The organism is Burkholderia sp. Bp8991 (assembly GCF_003853795.1).
Lineage (GTDB): Bacteria > Pseudomonadota > Gammaproteobacteria > Burkholderiales > Burkholderiaceae > Burkholderia.
Genome location: NZ_QTQJ01000005.1, coordinates 53,048 through 72,076, shown reverse-complemented (window position 1 = coordinate 72,076; position 19,029 = coordinate 53,048). Strand labels below are relative to the sequence as shown.

The 19,029-nt window shown below is 67.8% G+C and carries 19 protein-coding genes and 1 tRNA gene; 11 read left to right on the top strand and 9 right to left on the bottom strand.

Features of this window, described 5'->3' with window-relative positions; genetic code table 11:
* Positions 1 to 5 precede the first annotated feature (5 nt).
* The 6 genes from fdxH to DIE02_RS07515 all read left to right on the top strand — a co-directional run bounded on the left by fdxH (position 6) and on the right by DIE02_RS07515 (position 6,148).
* Positions 6 to 920 (top strand): formate dehydrogenase subunit beta, encoded by a 915-nt coding sequence (gene fdxH, locus DIE02_RS07540; protein WP_124486370.1) that lies wholly within the window; start codon positions 6 to 8, stop codon positions 918 to 920.
* Entirely contained in the window at positions 917 to 1,543 is a 627-nt protein-coding gene (locus DIE02_RS07535; RefSeq protein WP_124486369.1) for a formate dehydrogenase subunit gamma, read from the top strand. The genes fdxH and DIE02_RS07535 overlap by 4 nt, the downstream gene beginning before the upstream one ends.
* Positions 1,544 to 1,650: 107 nt before the next feature.
* Entirely contained in the window at positions 1,651 to 2,586 is a 936-nt protein-coding gene (gene fdhE / locus DIE02_RS07530; protein WP_185702605.1) for a formate dehydrogenase accessory protein FdhE, read from the top strand.
* Positions 2,587 to 2,659: 73 nt separating this feature from the next.
* On the top strand, positions 2,660 to 4,099 hold the full coding sequence (selA, locus tag DIE02_RS07525; RefSeq protein WP_124486367.1) for an L-seryl-tRNA(Sec) selenium transferase: 1,440 nt from the start codon (positions 2,660 to 2,662) through the stop codon (positions 4,097 to 4,099).
* Positions 4,096 to 6,021, top strand: a complete 1,926-nt coding sequence (gene selB, locus DIE02_RS07520; protein WP_124486366.1) for a selenocysteine-specific translation elongation factor — start codon at positions 4,096 to 4,098, stop codon at positions 6,019 to 6,021. Before selA ends, selB begins: the two co-directional genes overlap by 4 nt.
* A gap of 31 nt (positions 6,022 to 6,052) precedes the next feature.
* Positions 6,053 to 6,148: transfer RNA gene (locus tag DIE02_RS07515), tRNA-Sec, on the top strand.
* A gap of 291 nt (positions 6,149 to 6,439) precedes the next feature.
* Here the strand turns inward: DIE02_RS07515 and DIE02_RS07505 are convergent.
* A complete protein-coding gene (locus DIE02_RS07505; RefSeq protein WP_124488379.1) occupies positions 6,440 to 7,600 on the bottom strand; it encodes a DUF4382 domain-containing protein in 1,161 nt (386 codons plus the stop codon).
* Positions 7,601 to 7,962: 362 nt separating this feature from the next.
* Here DIE02_RS07505 and DIE02_RS07500 point away from each other — a divergent pair, with 362 nt between their 5' ends.
* The gene (locus DIE02_RS07500; protein WP_044843850.1) at positions 7,963 to 8,175 is read left to right on the top strand and encodes a hypothetical protein; all 213 of its coding nucleotides are present in this window, start codon (positions 7,963 to 7,965) and stop codon (positions 8,173 to 8,175) included.
* 58 nt (positions 8,176 to 8,233) lie between these two features.
* Here DIE02_RS07500 and DIE02_RS07495 read toward each other — a convergent pair whose 3' ends face one another.
* The 4 genes from DIE02_RS07495 to DIE02_RS35445 all read right to left on the bottom strand — a co-directional run bounded on the left by DIE02_RS07495 (position 8,234) and on the right by DIE02_RS35445 (position 10,885).
* Positions 8,234 to 8,533: a hydrogenase maturation factor gene (locus DIE02_RS07495; RefSeq protein ID WP_124488380.1), complete on the bottom strand. Its 300-nt coding sequence runs from the start codon at positions 8,531 to 8,533 to the stop codon at positions 8,234 to 8,236.
* A gap of 86 nt (positions 8,534 to 8,619) precedes the next feature.
* Positions 8,620 to 9,042, bottom strand: a complete 423-nt coding sequence (locus DIE02_RS07490) for an NUDIX hydrolase (RefSeq protein ID WP_124488381.1) — start codon at positions 9,040 to 9,042, stop codon at positions 8,620 to 8,622.
* A 98-nt stretch (positions 9,043 to 9,140) separates the two neighbouring features.
* Entirely contained in the window at positions 9,141 to 10,529 is a 1,389-nt protein-coding gene (locus DIE02_RS07485; protein WP_124488382.1) for a nucleobase:cation symporter-2 family protein, read from the bottom strand.
* A 134-nt stretch (positions 10,530 to 10,663) separates the two neighbouring features.
* Positions 10,664 to 10,885: a hypothetical protein gene (locus DIE02_RS35445; protein WP_185702604.1), complete on the bottom strand. Its 222-nt coding sequence runs from the start codon at positions 10,883 to 10,885 to the stop codon at positions 10,664 to 10,666.
* A gap of 158 nt (positions 10,886 to 11,043) precedes the next feature.
* Between DIE02_RS35445 and DIE02_RS07475 the strand changes: the two genes are divergently transcribed.
* Positions 11,044 to 11,379 carry a putative quinol monooxygenase gene (locus DIE02_RS07475; protein ID WP_124488383.1) on the top strand — a complete coding sequence of 112 codons (336 nt, stop codon included), beginning with the start codon at positions 11,044 to 11,046 and terminating at the stop codon, positions 11,377 to 11,379.
* Positions 11,376 to 12,533 (top strand): iron-containing alcohol dehydrogenase, encoded by a 1,158-nt coding sequence (locus DIE02_RS07470; RefSeq protein WP_124488384.1) that lies wholly within the window; start codon positions 11,376 to 11,378, stop codon positions 12,531 to 12,533. Before DIE02_RS07475 ends, DIE02_RS07470 begins: the two co-directional genes overlap by 4 nt.
* Positions 12,534 to 12,706: 173 nt before the next feature.
* Here DIE02_RS07470 and DIE02_RS07465 read toward each other — a convergent pair whose 3' ends face one another.
* A complete protein-coding gene (locus DIE02_RS07465; RefSeq protein ID WP_124488385.1) occupies positions 12,707 to 13,615 on the bottom strand; it encodes a LysR family transcriptional regulator in 909 nt (302 codons plus the stop codon).
* A 184-nt stretch (positions 13,616 to 13,799) separates the two neighbouring features.
* Between DIE02_RS07465 and DIE02_RS07460 the strand changes: the two genes are divergently transcribed.
* Entirely contained in the window at positions 13,800 to 14,384 is a 585-nt protein-coding gene (locus tag DIE02_RS07460) for a putative glycolipid-binding domain-containing protein (protein WP_124488386.1), read from the top strand.
* Positions 14,385 to 14,404: 20 nt separating this feature from the next.
* Here DIE02_RS07460 and DIE02_RS07455 read toward each other — a convergent pair whose 3' ends face one another.
* A complete protein-coding gene (locus DIE02_RS07455) occupies positions 14,405 to 15,397 on the bottom strand; it encodes a sulfonate ABC transporter substrate-binding protein (protein ID WP_124488387.1) in 993 nt (330 codons plus the stop codon).
* Between the two features lie 207 nt (positions 15,398 to 15,604).
* A complete protein-coding gene (locus DIE02_RS07450; RefSeq protein ID WP_124488388.1) occupies positions 15,605 to 16,012 on the bottom strand; it encodes a DUF427 domain-containing protein in 408 nt (135 codons plus the stop codon).
* A 360-nt stretch (positions 16,013 to 16,372) separates the two neighbouring features.
* Here DIE02_RS07450 and DIE02_RS07445 point away from each other — a divergent pair, with 360 nt between their 5' ends.
* On the top strand, positions 16,373 to 18,034 hold the full coding sequence (locus DIE02_RS07445; RefSeq protein WP_124488389.1) for an ABC transporter substrate-binding protein: 1,662 nt from the start codon (positions 16,373 to 16,375) through the stop codon (positions 18,032 to 18,034).
* Positions 18,035 to 18,076: 42 nt separating this feature from the next.
* On the opposite strand, the gene DIE02_RS07440 is transcribed toward DIE02_RS07445, so the two are convergent.
* Positions 18,077 to 19,024 (bottom strand): TauD/TfdA family dioxygenase, encoded by a 948-nt coding sequence (locus tag DIE02_RS07440; RefSeq protein ID WP_124488390.1) that lies wholly within the window; start codon positions 19,022 to 19,024, stop codon positions 18,077 to 18,079.
* Positions 19,025 to 19,029 lie beyond the last annotated feature (5 nt).

The following is a 19,029-nucleotide window of genomic DNA, read 5'->3' as shown; positions in this document are numbered from 1 at the left end:
AAGAGATGGCATTGCAATCGCTGGATATCAAGCGCGTCTCGGCCACCACGACGCCGCCGCCCACGGCGCGCGAACCGGTGACCGGGAGCGTCGCGAAGCTGATCGACGTATCGAAGTGCATCGGCTGCAAGGCATGCCAGACGGCATGCATGGAGTGGAACGACCTGCGCGACGAAGTCGGCACCAACGTCGGCGTGTACGACAACCCGGCCGACCTGTCGGAGCACTCGTGGACGGTGATGCGGTTCGCCGAATACGAGAACTCGGCCGGCGACCTCGAGTGGCTGATCCGCAAGGACGGCTGCATGCACTGCGAGGATCCGGGCTGCCTGAAGGCGTGTCCGTCGCCGGGCGCGATCGTGCAGTACAACAACGGGATCGTCGATTTCCACGAGGAGAACTGCATCGGTTGCGGCTATTGCGTGACCGGCTGCCCGTTCAACGTGCCGCGGATCTCGAAGAAGGATCATCGCGCGTACAAGTGCACGCTCTGTTCCGACCGCGTCGCGGTCGGCCAGGAACCGGCCTGCGTGAAGACCTGCCCGACCGGCGCGATCGTGTTCGGCACCAAGGAGGACATGAAGCAGCACGCGGCCGAGCGGATCGAGGACCTGAAGGAGCGCGGCTTCGAGCATGCGGGGCTGTACGACCCGCAGGGCGTCGGCGGCACGCACGTGATGTACGTGCTGCACCACGCCGACAAACCGTCGCTGTACCACGGGCTGCCCGACAATCCGTCGATCAGCCCGATGGTGAAGCTGTGGAAGGGCATCGCGAAGCCGCTCGCGGTCGCCGGCCTCGCGCTGACCGCGCTGGCCGGGTTCTTCCACTACACCCGGGTCGGTCCGAACGAGGTCAGCGAGGAAGAGGAAGCCGCCGCCCGCGACGAGGCGCGACGCATCAAGGAGGACGCAAAATGAAGCACGACGACCCCAACCTGATCGTCCGCTACACGCCGAACGAGCGCACGAACCACTGGATCACCGCGATCACGTTCGTGCTGCTCGCGCTGTCCGGGCTCGCGCTGTTCCATCCGTCGATGTTCTGGCTCACCGCGCTGTTCGGCGGGGGCCAGTGGACGCGGATCCTGCATCCGTTCGTCGGTCTCGTGATGTTCGTGTCGTTCGCGATTCTCGTGGTGCGCTTCTGGCATCACAACACGCTCGACGCGGACGACCGCCAATGGCTGAAGCAGATCGGCGACGTGCTGACCAACCAGGAAGACAGGCTGCCGCCTGTCGGGCGCTATAACGCCGGACAGAAGCTGCTATTCTTCACGTTGGTGGCGTGCCTGCTGCTGCTCCTGCTGTCGGGGATCGTGATCTGGCGGCGCTACTTCTCGTTCTACTTCCCGATCGGGGTGATCCGCGCGGCGGCCGTCGTGCATGCCGTGGCGGCCTTCGTGCTGATCGCGAGCATCATCGTGCACATTTATGCGGCGTTGTGGGTGAAGGGCTCGATCGGGGCGATGGTGCGCGGCACCGTCACGCTGGGCTGGGCCCGCAAGCATCACCCGAAGTGGTTCCGTGAAAGCGTGAAATAACGCACTGGAGCGGGGCGGCTCGCCGATCGCGGCGGGCCGTTCCGTCAGCCGTCGGAACCGCCTGAAGCGCCGACCTGTCGGCGCTTGTTTATTTGGAAGACATTTTCGTGACACAACGCATTCTCGAACCGACCGAGATTTCGGCGCTCGATCATTCGGCCATTCCGCGCTTTCGCCTGCCGGAGCGCGGCACCGCGTTCGCCGCGCGTGCCGCCCGGCTGCGCAAGCTTGCCGACCTGAACCCGATCAGCGGCTACCTGCGGCTGATGGCGACCGTTGCCGACGCGCAGCACGCGACGCTGCAGGCGCTGGAACTGCCGCTGCCGTCGCCCGAAGCGATCGCACGCGCGCAACAGCATTCGATGCCCCTCGTGCCGGCGCTCGACGGCGAGCGCAACCCGCAGTGGCGGGCCGTGCTGTACGAACTGCTCGACCGCGTCGAAAGCGCCGGGCTCGTCAATCCGTCGCTCGCGAAGCTGCTCGACCGGCTGCGCCTGATGGCGCCCGCCGGACTCGACGCGCAGGCCGACGCGATCCTCGCGTTGCGCTTCGCCGAAGTCGACCCGGCCACCGCGCCGTTCCTGATGGCCGCGCTGCAGGTCGTCTGGACCGATCTCGCGAGCCGCGTGGCACCGGCCGACGTCCCGTATCTCGACCAGCCGGGGCTGTGCCCCGTGTGCGGCACGCATCCGGTCGCGAGCGTCGTGCGCGTCGGCGGCCAGTACCAGGGCTACCGTTTCCTGCAGTGCGGCCTGTGCACGACCGAGTGGCACATGGTGCGCACGAAATGTTCGCACTGCGATTCGACCAAGGGCATCGCTTACCACGGGATCGAAGGCGGCAGCGAAGCCGTCAAGGCCGAGTCCTGTGACGAATGCAAGACCTATCGCAAGATCGGCTACCAGGAGAAGGACTACGAGTTCGAGCCGCTGGCGGACGATCTCGCGAGCCTCACGCTCGACCTGCTGATGAACGAAGCCGGCTACCAGCGCAGTTCGCCGAACCCGCTGCTGTGGCCGGACATGTCGCGCGAAGCGGAATGACGGTACGGAGCCGGGGCGCGCGCGAGCGCCTGCGCCGGCTGCCTGCCGCGCATGGAATTGGAGCCACCATTACGTGACCGAACCGGGTTTGAATGAACTGAATGCCGTCCTCGCACGCGTGCCGTCGGTGGAGCGCGTGCTGACGTCGGCGCCGCTGCAGCCGCTGCTCGCCGACTATGGACGTACGCGCGTGCTGAACGCGGTGCGCGCCGAACTCGAACGCTGGCGCACCGCCGCGCAGCAGGATCCGCCGGCGGCCGGGACGCTCGACGAGCCGCGCATCGCGGCGGCCGTCGCCCGCACGCTGGCCGAGCAGAGCGCGGGCACCGTGCGCGCGGTGTTCAACCTGACCGGCACCGTGCTGCACACGAATCTCGGGCGCGCGCTGTTGCCCGACGACGCGGTGCGCGCGGTGGTCGACGCGCTCACGCAGCCCGTCAACCTCGAATTCGACCTCGCCACCGGCCGCCGCGGCGACCGCGACGACCTGATCGACGATCTGCTGTGCGAACTGACCGGCGCGGAAGCCGCGACCGTCGTCAACAACAATGCCGCGGCCGTGTTGCTCGTGTTGTCGGCGCTTGCGCCGAAACGCGAAGTGATCGTGTCGCGCGGCGAACTCGTCGAGATCGGCGGCGCGTTCCGCATTCCCGACATCATGAGCCGTGCGGGTGCGAAACTGCGCGAGGTCGGCACCACCAACCGCACCCATCTGCGCGACTACGCGGACGCGATCGGTCCGCGCACGGCGATCCTGATGAAGGTGCACTGCAGCAACTACGCGATCAGCGGCTTCACCAAGGAAGTGACGCTGGCCGAACTCGCGCCGCTCGCGCGCGAGCACAGCCTGCCGGTGGCGGTCGACCTCGGCAGCGGCACGCTCGCCGATCTGTCGCAATGGGGCCTGCCGCACGAGACGACCGTGCAGGAAACCGTCGCGGCCGGCGCGAACCTCGTCACGTTCAGCGGCGACAAGCTGCTCGGCGGCCCGCAGGCCGGGCTGATCGTCGGCGATCGCGCGCTCGTCGCGAAGATCAAGAAACATCCGCTCAAGCGCGCGCTGCGCGTCGGCAAGCTGACGCTCGCCGCGCTCGAACCCGTGCTGCGGCTGTACCAGGCACCGGAATTCCTGCGCGAGCGGCTCACGACGCTGCGTCTGCTGACGCGGCCGCAGCGCGAGATCGCCGAGGCCGCCGAGCGCGTGCGTCCGGCGTTGCAGGCCGCGCTCGGCGGCGGCTTCGACGTGCAGGTCGAGCCGATGTTCAGCCAGATCGGCAGCGGCGCGCTGCCGGTCGACCAGTTGCCGAGCGCCGGGCTCGTCGTGCGCACGCCGGACGGCAAGCGCGGCGGCCGTGCGCTCGCGCAGCTCGAGAAACGGTTGCGCGAATGGCCGCGCCCGGTGATCGGCCGCATCGCCGACAATGCGCTGCGGCTCGACCTGCGCTGCCTCGAAGCGGCGGACGAAGCGGCATTCGTCGCGCAATGCGTGCAGGCCGCGGGGCCGGCTGCATGATCGTCGGTACCGCGGGACACATCGATCACGGCAAGACGACGCTCGTGCGCGCGCTGACCGGCGTCGACACCGACCGCTTGAAGGAAGAGAAGGCGCGCGGCATCTCGATCGAGCTCGGCTATGCGTACACGCCGCTCGAGAATGGCGACGTGCTCGGCCTGATCGACGTGCCGGGCCACGAGAAGCTGATTCATACGATGGCGGCCGGTGCGAGCGGGATCGACTTCGCGCTGCTCGTGATCGCCGCGGACGACGGCGTGATGCCGCAGACCCGCGAGCACCTCGCGATCCTGCAACTGCTCGGCGTCGCGCATGGTGCTGTCGCGCTGACGAAGTGCGATCGGGTCGACGCCGCGCGCCTGTCGGCGGTGCGCGACGAGATCGCTGCGTGGCTGCACGGCTCGACGCTCGATGGCGCGCCGATCTTCGAGACCTGCGCGACGCGCGACGACGATCCGGGCGTCGCCGCATTGAAGCGTCATCTCGCCGATGCGGCACTCGCGTGGCGTGCGCGCCGCGACGACGGCCTGTTCCGGCTCGCGGTCGATCGCGTGTTCACGCTCGCCGGGCAGGGGACCATCGTGACGGGCACCGCGTTCGCGGGCCGCGTGGCGACGGGCGACACGCTCGCGGTCGTGCGCACCGGCGGTGCGGCGCGCGTGCGCAGCATCCATGCGCAGAACCGGCCGGTCGACGCGGGCCGCGCGGGCGAGCGCTGCGCGCTGAACCTGGCTGGCGTCGACCGTGCGGACGTCGAGCGTGGCGATACCGTCGCGGATGCGCGGCTCGTCGCGACGTCGCCGCGTCTCGACGTCGAACTGACGCTCCTGGCCGATGCGGGGCTCACGCTGACGCACTGGGCGCCGCTGCACGTGCATCTCGGCACGCTGCATCGCGTCGCGCACGTCGCGCTGCTCGACGGCGATACGCTCGCGGCGGGCCAGATGATGCGCGTGCAACTGGTGTTCGACGAACCCGTGTTCGCGCTGCCGGGCGATCGCTTCATCGTCCGCAATCCGCAGGCGACGCGCACCGTCGGCGGCGGTCGCGTGCTCGATCCGTTCGGTCCTGCACGCAAGCGTCGCACGCCCGCGCGCCGTGCGTGGCTCGACGCACTGGCCGCTTGGCTCGACGAAGGGCGGCTCGATGCGCTGCTCGCGCAGGCGCCGCTCGGGATCGCACGCGCGATGCTCACGCACCTGACGGGCTTCGCGCCCGACGTGCTGGCGTTGCCGGACGACGCACTGGCGATCGGCCAGCGCGAGCGCGCGTCGAACGACGGCACGGTGATCGCGCGAGTGCATTGGGACGCGCTGCAGGCGCGGGCGATCGATACGCTGCGCGCGTATCACGAACGCGTGCCGGACGAGCAGGGGCTCGATGCGGCGCGCCTGCGGCGGATGGCGGCGCCGCTCGTCGGCGATGCGCTGTGGCGTGCGTTGGTCGATGCGCTGGTGGACGGCGGGGAGGTGGCGCGAAGCGGGCCGTGGCTGCATCTGCCGTCGCATTCGGTGAGTTTCGATGCGCGCGAGGAAGCGCTGGCGCGGCAATTGCTGCCGCTGATTCATGCGGGGCGCTTCGATCCGCCGTGGGTCCGCGATCTGGCGCGCGACACGGGCGCGCAGGAGGAGGCCGTGCGCACGCTGCTGCGCAAGCTCGCGCGGCGCGGCGACGTGCATCAGATCGTGCGCGACTTGTTCTATCACGCGGATGTCGTGCGAGAGCTGGCCGGGTTGGTCGCGCATCTCGCGCCGACGCGCGGCGGCGGGCTCGACGCGGCGACGTTTCGCGATGCGACGGGGCTCGGCCGCAAGCGCGCGATCCAGATTCTCGAGTTCTTCGATCGGGTTGGGTATACTCGCTTCCACCGCGATCTTCACTTCCTGCGGCCTGACAGCGGTTGGGTGGGTGTACAGGCGTAGGCGCTCGTCGTTCTTTGGTTTTTTTCCCCACGGAAGGCATTCGTATCCGGTGGTACGGCCGGGCTTCAAACCCGGTTGGGGGTGTCAGACACTCCCGGGTCGGTTCGACTCCGGCTGCCTTCCGCCATTCCGCCGCGATGCCCGTCATGCAGCGACCGACCATGAAAAAGGCCCGCGTACGCGGGCCTCGTGCAATCAGCAATTGCCTTTCTTCGCCTGTCCGGGCGGGCAGAACCCGTTCCCCGGTCCGCCCTGCGGTGCCACGACGACCGGCGGCCCCGGCACGTATGCGACGCATCCGCTGAGCGCGCCGACCACGCTCGCCGCGGCGAGCAATGCGATAACCCCTTTCTTCACTTCGTTCTCCCGTTTATTGAGGAAAGGGCCGTGAGGCCCTTTCGATGATGCTGCAGATGCGTCAGAAGCTGAAATTGACGTTCGACTGGCTGGTCGTCGCGTTGACGTTCGTCGATTGCGTTGCGCCCGACGCTGCGTCCGCTTCGATCGTGTATTGTGCCGCGGCGGTCGGCGACGCGGCCAGCGCGACCGGCAGCGAGCCCGAGTACGTGCCGACGATCGGCGCGGCCGTGGGCACGTTGAGCGCATACGTACCCGTATCCAGGTTCGCGTTGATCGACGTGATCTCGTACGCATTCGCATCGACGGTCTGCAACGCGCGCACGAACGCATTGGCGCTTGCCGTCACCGTGCCGCTGACCGTGCTCATCGTCGATGCCGGCAGCGTGATCGGGGCAGTCGACGCCGACACGGCCGTGGTCGTGTTCACCACGACCGGAACCGAGCGGACGATGCCGGACGCGAAGTTGTTCTGCACGATCACGACGTCGTAGTTGCCTTGCGTCGAGCTCTGGATCAGCGGCGACAGCACGAATTTTCCGGTGTTGTCGGCAACCGTGCCGCGGACCACCTTGCCGCCTTGTTCCGCATACACGGTCGCGCCGGCTTCGGCCGAGGCGACATAGCCGGAGATCGCGCCGCTCACGACGGTCGGGATCGCGGTGACGACCGGCTTCAGCGCATACGTGCCGTTGCCGCGCTGGACGATCGACTTGCACGCGTTGAAGTCGAGCACGAGGTCGACGAGCGTGTTCGGTTGGACCGTGAAAGGCTGGATGATCTTGTAACCGCTTTGCGTCGCGCTCGGCGTCGCGAGCGCCTGTTCCGTGCCGCCCGTCGGGACGACCGAGTTCGCGAGGGTGTTGCCCTGGTTCGGCGCGAGAACGAGGCGGATCTGCTGATACTGGCCGGCCGGCAAGGCGGTCTGGCCGATATCGGCGAGCACGCCGTTGGTCAGCGACAGCAGGTCGATCTTCTGCGGTGTCGCCAGCGTGATGGACGACCAGCCGGCGTCGTTATCGGAAGCATTCCCATTCGCATTGACGCGAACCTGAGAGACGGTCACGAATACGTGATCGAAGCCGCATGACGGTGCATCGGTCATCGCGACGTGCAGCGTGCCGGTTTGCGGGCTGCCGCCATCGTCGCCGCCGCCGCATCCTGCGAGTGCGAACGGCACCGCCGCCGCGCATAGTGCGGCCTTCCAGAATGTGTTGTTCATTGTTTTGTCCCCCTTCGAGGTTATTGTGCGTGCAACGAAGCATAGCCGCGGGGAACGCCCACAGTATGAGCAGCTTTGAAACGAACCGTAAATTCTGCGTCGGAGCGTAAGAACCGCTGCCCGTCGATCGATATTCGCGACGCAATGGCAGGCAATAAGACTCACAGCGAGGGAATCCTGTCCGGATCGATCGAGCAGGGCATGAGTCGCCGGGACACGGCATGTTCGCGATCGGCAAAAACTTGATCGGTGAAAGCACTAAATCCGCCCTGATTATTTCGCCGCTATAGTCGAATCACGAATGGTAGATGCGAGCGCCATGCGCCGCCGCCATTCAGGCAAAGACTGTAGACGGGTGCTGTATGAAAAACACAATCGAAAAGACCACCGGACCGGTGTGGGGTGTGGCGGCAGGCGTGTTTCTGGCTGCCGCAGGACTGAGTCTCGGCATCTTCCCGAAATCGCTGAATAGCACGGGAACCGCAAACGACTTCCTGGCGTCCGGCGTTGCGATGCTCGGTATCTTCCTCGCCGTCTATTCCACACACGAACTACGACGAAAGCGCCTGCACTGAGCGCCGGCACGCGCGCTCCGCAAAACGCCGCAAAGATGATGCCGGGCCGATCGACGGCTCAGGAATGCGCGCGTCCTTTTGCCTGACCCGTATCGACCAGCAGATCGTCGACGAGGATTTCGCCGGCCGCGCGGCCTGCGCGCAACGCATTGCGGGTGTTGCGGAACAGGTGGCCGCCGTCGTCGGCGAGGCGAATCGGTCCGAGCAGGCGCGGCGCGCTGCCGGCCGAGCGCACCTGCACGACCGCGACGAACCCGAACCGCAGCTGGGCGGGCGGCGCGTCGTCGCGCGATTCGTCGAGCCGGAATTCGCAGCGGATATCGATCGTGTACCCGCGGTAGGTGTACGCACTGTTCATCTGCAGCTCGCTCGGAAGGGAACGCGGTGATGGACCGTGGGCGCATCATATCGGCTCGCGCGAGCCGGCGGGGGTGGGGTGTCTACCTACTCGAGGATTTCGTGCTCGTAGACGAGCTCGACGATGCGTTTCGTCGGGATGCTCGCGCGCAGTTCGTCGACGTTGTCGATGCGAAACCATTTGCACTTCTCGATCTCGTTGCTCGCCTGGGCCGTGTGCTCCGGGCCGACTTCGGCGAAGAACACGTGATGCACCTTCGCGAGCCCCGTGAACTGCATCGAATAGACGAGGTCCTGGCCGGTGATGCCGGTCTCTTCCTGCAGCTCCCGATGCGCGGCTTCGAGCGGTGTTTCGCCGCGCTTGATCGTGCCGCCGGGCAGCGCCCAGCGCGACGATGCGCGCGCGACGAGCAGGACCTGCCGTTCGCGGTAGCAGACGACGGTCGCGCGTTCCTTGACGGGGACCGCACTGGCTTCCGGCGCATTCGTGGAGACGGGGGCTTGAGGCATGAACCGATTCTAGCGAGAGTCGGGCGCCCGGCCAAGCCGGGCTCGTCGAGCGCGACGCGACCCGTCGGCCGGGCCGCGTCGTCATGGAGTCCGTAGCGTTACTTCTGTTCCGGCAAGAACCAGTTCATCACGAGCGCGCAGATGCCGCCCGTCGCGACACCCGACTCCAGCACGTTCTTCAGTGCATGCGGCAGGCTGTTCAGAATGTCCGGCACTTGCGACACGCCGAGGCCGAGTGCGAGCGACACCGCGATGATCAGCAGCGCGCGGCGATCGAGCTGGATGCCGGACAGGATATTGATGCCCGATGCGGCCACCGCGCCGAACATCACCATTGCCGCACCGCCGAGCACGGGCTCCGGCACGGCCTGCAGCGCGCCCGCGACGACCGGGAACAGGCCGAGCACCACGAGCATGCCCGCGATCCAGATGCCGACGTAGCGGCTCGCGACGCCGGTGATCTGGATCACGCCGTTGTTCTGCGCGAACACGGAGCTCGGGAACGTGTTGAAGACGCCGGCCAGCAGCGAGTTCGCGCCGTTCACGAGCACGCCGCCCTTGATCCGCCGCATCCACACCGGCCCTTCGACCGGCTCCTTCGAGATCTTGCTGGTGGCGGTGACGTCGCCGATCGCTTCGAGCGACGTGACGAGGTAGATGATCAGCATCGGCACGAACAGCGACCACGAGAAGCCGATGCCGAAATGCAGCGGCGTGGGGACCTGGAACAGCGCGGCCTGGTGCACGCCGGTGAAGTCGAGGCGGCCGAGCACGGCAGCCGCGGCATAGCCGATCACGAGCGCGATCACGAGTGCGGTGCTGCGCACCCACACGATCGGCACGCGGTTCAGCAGGATGATGGTGCCGAGCACGAGGCACGACAGCGTCAGGTTCTGGGCGCTCGCGAACGTGCCGTTGGCCATCGCGCCGTAGCCGCCGCCCATGCTGATGAGGCCGACCTTGATCAGCGTGAGGCCGATCAGCAGCACGACGATGCCGGTGACGAGCGGCGTGATCAGGCGCTTCACGAACGGCAGGATGCGCGACACGCCCATCTCGACGAACGAACCGGCGATCACGACGCCGAAGATCGCGGCCATCACGGTCTCGACCGGCGTGCCTTGCTTGACCATCACGCTGCCGCCGGCGATCAGCGGGCCGACGAAGTTGAAGCTGGTGCCCTGCACGATCAGGAGGCCGGCGCCGAGCGGGCCGAAGCGTTTGCACTGCACGAAGGTCGCGATGCCGGAAATCACCAGCGACATCGACACGATAAGGGTCGTATCCCGACTCGATACGCCGAGCGCCTGGCAGATCAGCAGGCCGGGCGTGACGATCGGCACGATGATCGCCAGCAGGTGCTGCAGCGCGGCGACGAAGGCGACCATCGGCGCGGGCCGGTCGTCGGGACCGTAGACGAGGTCGTGCGACAGGTCTGCATCGTCGGCGCCGTGGGTAGTGGATCGGGCGGGGGAAGCGGGTTGCATGGCGAGCGGGCCGGACAAGGTGGAAAGTGCGGCATTTTAGCCGAAGGGCCCACCGGCGCCGCTCCGGGGGCGATGCAATAGCCGGAATTCGGAATTCTGCTCGCTGCGCTGCAGGAGCGTATCGCCGGGCCGGTTCATGCGATCCGCGCCGCGTTGCCGCTGATGCCCGCGACCGGCTCGATCGTGCTCACCGGCGGACAGCTGGCGGACGCGTCGACGGAGCGATCGCGTTCCTGCTGGGCAACGGCTTCATGAATGCCGAAATCCTGCATGTCGACGGGGGCGGCCGGCTGGTGTGACGCGCGGGCATTCGACGGCCCTGCCGTGAACCCTTCGCGCGAAGCGTGCCGTCGCATGCATGACGCGTGCGGGCGCAAGCGGCACCGATTCAATACAATGCGACGACGAGGCGTCGGCACCGTGTCGGGCCGCCGACTGCCGCCTTCGACGAGCGACCACGCATGGTCGAATGACGGCCCGTCATGACGGGCCGCTGGCGAATACGGAGCGCAGCATGAACGAACCTTACCTGCAGGTCATCGCCCATTTCTTCGCGAAACCCGGCAACGGCGACCGCGTGATCGAATTGCTCGCGGAACTCGCGCCGGCCACGCGGGCCGAGCCGAAGAACCTCGACTATGCGTACTTCCGCTCGCCGGTCGATCCCGACCACATCGTGATCCTCGAGCGTTACCGCGATGCCGACGGCCTCGACGTGCATCGGGAAACGCCGCATTTCCAGCGGCTCGGTGTCGGCGCGATCATTCCGTTGCTCGATCGCCGCGACGTGACGCAGTACATGGTGCAGCCGGACACCGGCACGGCGACGCCACCGGGAGGCACCCGATGAACCCGTTTCAATTCCGTACCGTGCCGACGCAGATCGTCGAATTCGGCGCCGCGCGCCGGCTCGGCGCGCTGTTGCGCGAACGCTTTCCGTCGCTCGTGCGGCTGTGCGTCGTCACCGACGCGTTCCTGTATCGCAGCGGCGTGCTCGCGCCCGCGCTGGAGAGCCTCGCCGCGCACGGCTGGCAGGTGACCGTGATCGACGACGTGATTGCCGATCCGCCCGAGCACGTCGTGCTCGAGGCGACCGGGCGGGCGGTGGCGGCCGATGCCGAGATCGTGCTCGGCCTCGGCGGCGGTTCGTCGATGGACGTCGCGAAGCTGATCGCGGTGCTCGCGCCGGGGCGGCAGGCGCTGGCCGACATGTACGGCGTCGACAAGGTTGCCACGTCCCGGCTGCCGCTCGTGCAGATGCCGACCACGGCCGGCACCGGCTCCGAAGTGACGGCCGTGTCGATCGTCACGGTCGGCGAGGCGCGCAAGATGGGCGTCGTGTCGCCGCAGCTGTTCGCGGACGTCGCGATTCTCGACGCCGAGCTGACGCTCGGGCTGCCGCGCGCGGCAACCGCCGCGACGGGCATCGACGCGATGGTGCACGCGATCGAGGCCTATACGTCGTCGCGGCTGAAGAATCCGGTGTCCGACATGCTGGCCGTGCACGCATTGACGCTGCTGTCGCGCAACCTGCTGAAGGCCTGCGACGACGGCAACGATCGCCGCGCGCGCGAAGCGATGCTGGTCGGCGCGATGTTCGCCGGCCAGGCGTTCGCGAACGCGCCGGTCGCGGCCGTGCATGCGCTGGCCTATCCGGTCGGCGGCATGTTCCACGTGCCGCACGGGCTGTCGAACGCGCTCGTGCTGCCGCACGTGCTGCGCTTCAATGCGCCGGCTGCCGCGCCGCTGTATGCGGAACTCGCGGCGATCGTCGCGCCGTCGGCCGCGGGGAGCGACGAAGCGAGAACGCAGGCGCTGATCGACGAGATCGATCGCCTGATCGTCGCGACGGGCATTCCGCGCACGCTGCGCGAGGTCGGCATCGGCGAGGGCGACCTGCCGAGGATGGCGTCGGACGCGATGCTGCAGACGCGCCTGCTCGTGAACAATCCGCGCGAGGTGACGGAAGCCGACGCGCTGGCGATCTATCGGCAGGCGTGGTGATGCGGCGCGCGTGACTGCGTGGCGGCTGCACGGGCAACGACGCGACGGCGCCGGCAAACGCGTGGCCGCATGGAATCGAATCGGATCGAATCGGATCGAATCGACGGACGGTTTCGAGGCGAGGCTTCAGTTATCCGGAAAGCAGACGGTACCGCTCGGGCGGGTGTGCGCGCTCAGGGTTTGCTGCTGTCCAAAAGCGCCGGAATCTCCTTCTTCAGCAGATCGACGACGACCCGCACGCGCGGCGGCAGCGGCCGTTGCGCCTGGACCAGCGCGTTGAGCGCGAATGCGGGGATCGTGTATTGCGGCAGGATCTCGACGAGCCTGCCGTGCGCGAGCGCATGGGCGCAGGCCGGCGCCTGCACGACGCCGATGCCGCCGCCGGCCAGGATCGTGTCGAACATCGGGCGCCAGTGGCTCGTCGTCATCACCGTCTGGATCCGCGCGTATTCGAGCGTCTTGTCTTCACTCCGCAGCGGCAACTGCTCGTTCGCGAAGATGCCCTTGACGCGGATGAACGGGTGGCTCGCCAGATCGGCCTTCGTGTCGATCGGGCCGTGGCGGTCGAGATAGGCGGGCGCGGCCACGAGCACGCGGTCGACCTGGCCGAGCGGATGCGCGACGAATCCGCCGTCGTCGAGCTGGCCGAGGCGGATCGAGATGTCGACGCCTTCCGTGACCGGATCGACGATGTTGTCGTTCAGCACCAGGTCGATGTGCAGTTGCGGATACGCGGTGCGGATATGCATCAGCGCCTGCGGAATCACGACCTCGCCGAAGCATTGCGGCGCGGCGAGCCGGATCGTGCCGCCGAGCGTGTTTTCCGTTTTCGATACCGCTGCGATCGACGCTTCGGCCGCTTCGAGCAGCGCCTTGCTGTGTTCGTAGAAAATGCGGCCTTCGTCAGTGCATGTAAGCGTACGCGCACTGCGCATCAGTAGACGTGTGCCGAGACGTTTTTCGAGCTTTTCGATGCGCTCGCTGACGGCCGGTTGGCCCATGTCCAGATCCCGTGCCGCGCCCGACATCGTGCCGCGCTCGACGACCCTGACGTAGATGCGCATCGTCGCCAGCAAATCCATGAAATCACGCCCCTTGTCCGGTTCGGGTGATACCGAGCGGTGATGGTACCAAAGCAGGACCGGTACCGAAGGTGCGCGACGAGCCGATACTCGGTATCGGTACCAAGGCACGCGCCAGACAAAGGCCGTGAGATCATCGACGCCGTGAGCGAAAATCCGGCTCATGCGATCGACGGGAGCCGACATGACACAACGGGACGAAGCGGCGCGCACGCGCTGCGTCGCATGGCAGATCGCGCAGACCTGGCAGGCGGCCGAATGGTGCCGGCTCGCCGAGACGCGTGCGGGCATCGACCTGTCGGGAGTAGTGACGGGCTCGATCGGCGGCACGCCGTTTCGCGTCGACTATGCGATCGTATGCGGCGCCGACTGGCTGACGCGCTCGGTGCGCGTGACATACTGGCTCGGCGCAGCGCCGCCCCGGCCACTCGCGATCGAATGCGACGCGGGGCACTGGACGATCGACGGCGACGCAGCGCCGGCCCTCGCGGGCGCGACCGACATCGATCTCGGCTTTAGTCCGTCGACCAATACGCTGCCGATCCGGCGTCTCGGGCTGGCGGTCGGCGCATCGGCCGTCATACATACCGCGTGGCTGCGTTTTCCGTCGTTCGAGATCGTGCGAGGCGAGCAGCGCTATGCGCGCACGGCGGAGCACGTGTACCGCTACGAGAGCGGCACGTATGCAGCCGATATCGCGGTCGACGACGCGGGGCTCGTCACCGATTACGACGAATGGCGGCGCATCGGCGCGACGCGTTCGCCGTAACGCGTCGCGGCAGCGGTGCGTCAGCGCGCGTTGGCGACCGTCACCTTGCCGGGAATCAGCTTCAGCGTGCTGAACGCGTCGGCGATGCCCTGCTGGTACGCCAGCGTCGCATCGGTGACGGGCTGCACGCCGTAGCCGGCACGCTTGAGCGCGACTTCGAGCGTCGGCGCATCGAGGCCGACGAGCGGCGACAGTTGCGCGGCGACTTCCGGAACATGGTCGCGCCCCCAGCGATCGACCGCGTCGACTTCCTCGAGCAGCGTGCGCAGCACCTGCGGCTGCGCGGCCGCATACTTGCGCGCGGCGAGGTAGTACTGCGTGTTGCGCACGAGCCCGTCGCCGTCCGCGATCACGCGTGCGCCGAGCTGCCGTTCGGCCGCGGCCAGGTACGGATCCCAGATCACCCACGCGTCGACGTTGCGCTGCACGAACGCGGCGCGCGCGTCGGCGGGCGTCAGGTAGATAGGCTGGATGTCGGCATACGTGAGGCCTGCATGCTCCAGCGCCTTCACGAGCAGGTAGTGGACGTTCGAACCCTTGTTGAACGCGACCTTCTTGCCGCGCAGCTGCGCGACGGTGCGGATCGGCGAATCGGGCAGCACGACGATCGCCTCGCCGTGCGGCGCGGGCGGTTCGTTGCCGATATAGACGAAATCGACGCCCGCGGCCTGCGCGAAGATCGGCGGCGTTTCGCCGACCGTGCCGACGTCGATCGCGCCGGCGTTCAGCCCCTCGAGCAATTGCGGACCGGCCGGGAATTCGAGCCACTGGACCGCCACGCCCTGGCTTGCGAGCCGCTTCTCGAGCGTGCCGCGCGCCTTGAGTATGACGAAGTTGCCGTATTTCTGGAAACCGATGCGCAGCCGCTTGTCGCTGCCCTGAGCCAGTGCAGGCATGCCCGCGAGCGGGCCGAGCGCGAGCCCGGCCAATCCGGCGGCCGCGCCGTGCAGCCACTGGCGGCGGCGCGGGTTTGCCGGGGTCGTTTCAAGATCTGCGTGCGGTAGGTCGTTCATCGAGGCGTCCTGCTGGCGGGTTCACGGGTCGCGCGGGCTGTCGGCGCGACCGGCACGGGACGCAGCCGGATGCGGTCGATGCGCGCGGCCGGCCGCGCCCGCGCCGGATGGACGACGATACGGCCGCGCGGGCCGGCGGCCAACCAACGAATCCGCATATGCAAATCAGCGGGCGGACAATACGTGAACGCCGGCGCGGCGCCGCACTCAATCGGTGCCGAGCGGGCTTTCCTCGATCGCGTCGACGCGATCCGGATAGAACGCGAGGTGCGCGCGGATCGATTCGACGGCCGGGTTCGGATGCTCGTACGTCCACACCGCGTTGGTCGAGCGTGCGCCGCCGGCGGGAATCGAGTAGTACGCGCAATCGCCCTTGTACGGGCAGTACGTCGCATGGTCGGTGCGTTGCAGCAGCGCCATGTCGGCATCCTCGCGCGGAACGTACAGCACGGCCGGATAGCTGGCTTCGCGCAGCGCGAGCGCACGGCGCGTATCGGCGACGATCTTGCCGGCCACCTTGACCACGACGCGCGACGGGTGCGGTTCGATCGTGATCGGATGATCGGGGCCCGGCGACTTCACGGGACGAGAGGGCGTAGCGGGGTTGAGCGACATCGTGGGTCCTCCAGGAAGGGGCGGCGCGCCGGCAGGCACGCCGCGCCGGAACGCGTGCGCCGGGCGTATCCCCGCGCACCGCTGCCGGCGTTGACCAACCGATACGATGCGCCCATTCCGGAGAACCTGCAGGGGGCCGGAAGGACGCGTCGCGAACGGCGTCGATGCACGACGTGGGGCGGGCCGCTGCAGCGGCATTCGCACGCATGTCCGCGGTGCTCGCGCGGACGTTTCCATGCGGCGGCAGCGGGATGCATCCGCGGCGATAAGCAACGCGGAATTAATTGGTAAGCGATCGGCGGGCGGCGCGCGAAGATCGGCGGTCGTCATTCGCATGACAGTCCTTCCCTGACCGCCACCATGAAGATTCCATTCGTTTCATCGGCCGCGCATCGTGCGCGGCACACCTCCGTTGCCGTTGCAGTGCTGCGCGGCGTGGCCGCATCGCTGCTGCTCGCCGGCACGGTCACGCATGCGTTCGCGGCGCCGGCCGGCAAGACGCTCGTGTACTGCACCGAAGGCAGCCCGGCCGGCTTCGATCCGGGCCAGCACACGACCAGCACCGATTTCGACGCGAGCACGTACACGGTCTACAACGGGCTCGTGCAGTTCAAGCGCGGCACGCTCGATCTCGTGCCGTCGCTCGCGACGAGCTGGGACGTGTCGTCCGACCAGCGCGTCTACACGTTCCACCTGCGGCGCGGCGTGAAGTTCCAGACGACCGCGTGGTTCACGCCGACGCGTCCGTTCCAGGCGGACGACGTCGTGTTCACGTTCCGCCGGATGCTCGATCCCGACGATCCGTTCCGCAAGGCCTACCCGGTCAGTTTCCCGTACTTCAGCGATCTCGGGTTCGACCGCAACATCGAGCGCATCGAAAAGCTCGACGACGATACGGTGCGCTTCGTGCTGAAGCAGCCCGACGTCGTGTTCGTGCGCAATCTCGCGATGGCGTTCGCGTCGATCCTGTCGGCCGAATATGCGTCGCAGTTGACGGCGCGCCATCGCGAAGCCGACATCAACCAGCTCCCGGTCGGCACGGGACCGTTCCAGCTGCGCGCGTACCAGAAGGACGCCGTGATCCGCTACGACGCGAATCCCGACTACTGGAAGCCGGACGACGTGAAGCTCGCGCATCTCGTGTTCGCGATCACGCCCGATCCGGCCGCGCGCCTGCAGAAGCTCACGGCCGGCGAGTGCCAGGTGTCGGTGTTCCCGCGGCCGGCCGATCTCGAAACGGTGCGGCGGGATCCGAAGCTGACGCTGTTTTCGGGGACGGGCTTCAACGTCGGCTTCGTCGCGTACAACACGCAGCATCCGCCGCTCGATCGCGTCGACGTGCGGCGCGCGCTCGACATTGCGATCGACAAGACGGCGATCATCAAGACCGTGTTCAACGGCGACGCGACGATCGCGACGAACCCGATGCCGCCCGCGCAATGGTCGTACAACCCGCGCCTGAAGGATGCGCCGCGCGATCCGGCCGCCGCGAAGGCGCTGCTCGCGCAGGCGGGATTCCCGAACGGCTTCGACCTCACGCTGTGGGCGATGCCGGTGCAGCGCCCGTACAACCCGAACGCACAGCTGATGGCGCAGCTGATCCAGCAGGACTGGGCGAAGATCGGCGTGCGCGCGAAGATCGTCAGCTACGAGTGGGGCGAATACAATCGCCGCGCGAAACGCGACGGGCAGCACGACGCGATCCTGTACGGCTGGTCGGGCGACAACGGCGACCCCGACAACTGGCTCGGCACGCTGCTCGGCTGCGAGGCGGTGCACGGCAGCAATCTCGCGAAGTGGTGCAACGCGGATTTCGAGCGGCTCGTCAGCGCGGCGCGCACGAACTCGGACGTCGCGAAACGCACGTCGCTCTACGAGCAGGCACAGGTCGTCTTCAAGGATCAGGTGCCGTTCACGCCGATCGCGACGTCGATCGTGTCGCTGCCGATCTCGAAGCGCGTGCACGGGCTGACGTTCTCGCCGCTCGGCGGGCACCGGTTCGACGGCGTGTGGCTGGATTGAGGCAGGAAGCCGGCGCGGATGCGCCGGCTGTCGACACGGCGTTCAGTTCAGCGCGACCGCGGCCGCTGCCTCGACCGGCGAGCCTTCGAGCGCGACGGACGCCCGGCCGTCGGGGCCGACCGGCACGTCGCCGATGAGCGTCGTGCGGTAGAGCTGGCGATCGAAGTCGAGATCGAAGATGTCGACCGGCGCGAGATGCGCGGTCGCGCGGTTGTCCCAGAACGCGATGCTGCGCGGCTCCCACTTGAAGCGGATCGTGAATTCCGGCCGCGTCACGTGTTCCCACAGCAGTTCGAGCAGGGCCTGGCTCTCGCGCGGCGTGAGCCCGACGATCGACTTCAGGAAACTCGGGCTCACGTACAGCGCGCGTTCGCCGGTCTCCGGATGCACGCGCACCAGCGGATGCTCGGTCACGAGCGGGCGGCGCTCGACGGCTTCGTCGAATGCGCCGGTCGCGCGTGCACCGGGCGGCGGCGTGAAGCGATGGATGCCGCGCAAGCCGTCGACGAAGCCGCGCAGCGGTGCGGACAGCGTTTCATAGGCGCGCACGAGGTTGGTCCAGTGCGTGTCGCCGCCGTACGGCGGAATCGTCACGCCGCGCAGGATCGACGCCCACGGCGGATTGACGGCGGCCGTCACGTCGGTGTGCCAGCCCGTCCACGGCCGGCGTACCGGCTCGCCTTCGAAGCGCGTCGCCTTGCGATGCTTCGCGATCGAATAGACGGCCGGATGACCGTCGACGTGGCCGAACACCGGGTGGCCGACGGTCGGCTCGCCGAACTGCGCGGAGAACGCGACGTGCTGCTCGTGCGTGAGGAACTGCTCACGGAAGAAGATCACGCGCCATTTCAGCAGCGCGGCGCGAATCGCGGCGATCTGCGGCGTGGTCAGCGGCTGGGTGAGGTCGATGCCGCGGATCTCCGCGCCGATGTGGGCGGACAGCGGGATCACGTCGACCGGCTCGGCGCCGGGTACGGGTAGGGCGCTCATGCGAC

What these genes read in the sequence shown, in the direction of transcription:
- DIE02_RS35445 (WP_185702604.1), bottom strand. Translation starts at nt 10,885, where the DNA reads ATGCGACGGCACGCTTCGCGCGAAGGGTTCACGGCAGGGCCGTCGAAT.
- DIE02_RS07450 (WP_124488388.1), bottom strand. Translation starts at nt 16,012, where the DNA reads ATGTCGCTCAACCCCGCTACGCCCTCTCGTCCCGTGAAGTCGCCGGGC.
- DIE02_RS07535 (WP_124486369.1), top strand. Translation starts at nt 917, where the DNA reads ATGAAGCACGACGACCCCAACCTGATCGTCCGCTACACGCCGAACGAG.
- DIE02_RS07470 (WP_124488384.1), top strand. Translation starts at nt 11,376, where the DNA reads ATGAACCCGTTTCAATTCCGTACCGTGCCGACGCAGATCGTCGAATTC.
- DIE02_RS07455 (WP_124488387.1), bottom strand. Translation starts at nt 15,397, where the DNA reads ATGAACGACCTACCGCACGCAGATCTTGAAACGACCCCGGCAAACCCG.
- DIE02_RS07490 (WP_124488381.1), bottom strand. Translation starts at nt 9,042, where the DNA reads ATGCCTCAAGCCCCCGTCTCCACGAATGCGCCGGAAGCCAGTGCGGTC.
- DIE02_RS07495 (WP_124488380.1), bottom strand. Translation starts at nt 8,533, where the DNA reads ATGAACAGTGCGTACACCTACCGCGGGTACACGATCGATATCCGCTGC.
- DIE02_RS07445 (WP_124488389.1), top strand. Translation starts at nt 16,373, where the DNA reads ATGAAGATTCCATTCGTTTCATCGGCCGCGCATCGTGCGCGGCACACC.
- DIE02_RS07485 (WP_124488382.1), bottom strand. Translation starts at nt 10,529, where the DNA reads ATGCAACCCGCTTCCCCCGCCCGATCCACTACCCACGGCGCCGACGAT.
- DIE02_RS07440 (WP_124488390.1), bottom strand. Translation starts at nt 19,024, where the DNA reads ATGAGCGCCCTACCCGTACCCGGCGCCGAGCCGGTCGACGTGATCCCG.
- DIE02_RS07460 (WP_124488386.1), top strand. Translation starts at nt 13,800, where the DNA reads ATGACACAACGGGACGAAGCGGCGCGCACGCGCTGCGTCGCATGGCAG.
- DIE02_RS07505 (WP_124488379.1), bottom strand. Translation starts at nt 7,600, where the DNA reads ATGAACAACACATTCTGGAAGGCCGCACTATGCGCGGCGGCGGTGCCG.
- selB (WP_124486366.1), top strand. Translation starts at nt 4,096, where the DNA reads ATGATCGTCGGTACCGCGGGACACATCGATCACGGCAAGACGACGCTC.
- DIE02_RS07475 (WP_124488383.1), top strand. Translation starts at nt 11,044, where the DNA reads ATGAACGAACCTTACCTGCAGGTCATCGCCCATTTCTTCGCGAAACCC.
- DIE02_RS07500 (WP_044843850.1), top strand. Translation starts at nt 7,963, where the DNA reads ATGAAAAACACAATCGAAAAGACCACCGGACCGGTGTGGGGTGTGGCG.
- fdxH (WP_124486370.1), top strand. Translation starts at nt 6, where the DNA reads ATGGCATTGCAATCGCTGGATATCAAGCGCGTCTCGGCCACCACGACG.
- DIE02_RS07465 (WP_124488385.1), bottom strand. Translation starts at nt 13,615, where the DNA reads ATGGATTTGCTGGCGACGATGCGCATCTACGTCAGGGTCGTCGAGCGC.